The organism is Acinetobacter lwoffii (assembly GCF_024129735.1).
GTDB lineage: Bacteria > Pseudomonadota > Gammaproteobacteria > Pseudomonadales > Moraxellaceae > Acinetobacter > Acinetobacter lwoffii_H.
On sequence record NZ_JAMXXK010000137.1, the window covers coordinates 1 to 211 of the forward strand.

Annotated in this window: 1 rRNA gene; it reads right to left on the minus strand. The window is 39.8% G+C overall.

The features are described from left to right. Positions 1–60: ribosomal RNA gene (gene rrf / locus NI469_RS15810) — 5S ribosomal RNA — on the minus strand; the annotation flags it as partial. Positions 61–211 lie beyond the last annotated feature (151 nt).

Sequence of the window (211 nt, forward strand, 5' to 3'; positions counted from 1 at the left end):
AGGTTTCACTTCTGAGTTCGGGAAGGGATCAGGTGGTTCACTCTTGCTATGGTCGCCAGCACAACTGTTTATGGATACTTGCTAGGTCTTACGTTTTGCCTTGCTTTCTACCAAATAGAATTCATTAACAGGTATATCTGAGTTGCAGTAGTTTGTTCGTTTAGCGTAACTAAATCAAGTCACTTTGTTTAATATCGAATCAATCGATCCT